Genomic DNA, 1,253 nt, shown 5'->3' on the forward strand with positions numbered 1-1,253 from the left:
GCCTCGCGGTGTGCTCGGCACAACTTGACGCAGTTCGTAAGTGCCGTCTGGCATGGGTACCTGTACCCACTGACCTCCGAAGTCGTAGTAACCCAGTTCATCGGGGCTAAGACCCGCTAGCAAGGGAGCAATGATGTTATCCCCGGGGGCTTCATCACTAGCCAGATTGTACATCCGGCGCATGGCATCCTCGATCTCTTCCAGCGTGAATTGCCCATCGCTGGCCTCGGCCAGGTCCCGGGCCAGTTCCCGTTCGTGGGTATGTAACTGCCGGTTGTAGGATTCCACTTGCCCGGCGATAAAGGCGCCATCGTTGACGTTGCCGCCGATCAGGGCGTGGAGCGCGATCTTTTGCGGGTCGCCTTCCTGCCAGAGGTGGTCGTTGGCGAGATCGCCAACGGCATGGAACAGGACTCCTGAGACCACGTGTGCGATGGCGCTCTCGACGCTGTCGCCGAGATGGGCTTCGAAGCTGCCGCCTTCGATGACAGAGCGTAGAGAGGCTTGGGGTGACGTGCTATCAAGTATTTTTCAGGGAGCTGACAACAATAATCCCACAGGTAAACCCAACCACCACTTCACTCCTTCCCCTTCTTAGCAGGATTATATTCATGTGGATTTTTTCGATAATAACAAGTATTGAATGTATCTATACTCCACCCAAATAAAAAGACTAGTACAAAGCCTATAGCCCAAATTCGATGCCAGCGTTGCTGTCCTGGCCCGTACCCCACAAGCTCAGCACTAAACAAACCATAGGCCCATTCACCTAGAGCCACGCTGTTCCATAACAAAATGGATGCTCCTATACACCAAGAGAAAAAACCAGCTTGCCTTTTTATATATGCAGCCCATGTCCATTTAGTTGTTTTCATTATGAGCCTCTATGCTTATTTCCGGCAAAGTGAAAAATGATGGTATATTACCAATCACGGTCTGTATGCCGCCCCCTATAAAATCTGAGGAGGGCAGAGGTACAGTCACAGTGGCAGGAGTGCCCAGATAAGGTAGGACAACTTGTCTTGGTATATCTTGCAGAAACCGGCTTGTTGCATTGCCAGCTGCAGTACCAGCACCGCTAGTTACTCCCCCCAAAAACATGCTCTGTCCCACCGACCTACTTTCATCATACATCCAATTCGTCGCTGACGTATGGGCACCGCCCGCCGCACCACCCACGATGGCATTACCGATAATACTGCCACTGGTCATCGGGCCGAGGACCAGACCTGTGCCGCCTGCGGCCAGCGTTT

The 1,253-nt window shown here is 52.9% G+C and carries 3 protein-coding genes; all 3 read right to left on the reverse strand.

Annotated features, from left to right (window positions below; all coding sequences use genetic code 11):
* The coding region (locus tag HP566_RS00045) for a hypothetical protein (protein ID WP_249975211.1) at positions 1 to 426 on the reverse strand (426 nt) is incomplete at its 3' end.
* A gap of 152 nt (positions 427 to 578) precedes the next feature.
* On the reverse strand, positions 579 to 875 hold the full coding sequence (locus tag HP566_RS00050) for a hypothetical protein (protein ID WP_249975212.1): 297 nt from the start codon (positions 873 to 875) through the stop codon (positions 579 to 581).
* The coding region (locus tag HP566_RS00055) for a hypothetical protein (protein ID WP_249975213.1) at positions 862 to 1,253 on the reverse strand (392 nt) is incomplete at its 5' end. The genes HP566_RS00050 and HP566_RS00055, both read right to left, overlap by 14 nt.

Source organism: Vreelandella olivaria, from assembly GCF_023507745.1.
Lineage (GTDB): Bacteria > Pseudomonadota > Gammaproteobacteria > Pseudomonadales > Halomonadaceae > Vreelandella > Vreelandella olivaria_A.

What these genes read in the sequence shown, in the direction of transcription:
- HP566_RS00050 (WP_249975212.1), bottom strand. Translation starts at nt 875, where the DNA reads ATGAAAACAACTAAATGGACATGGGCTGCATATATAAAAAGGCAAGCT.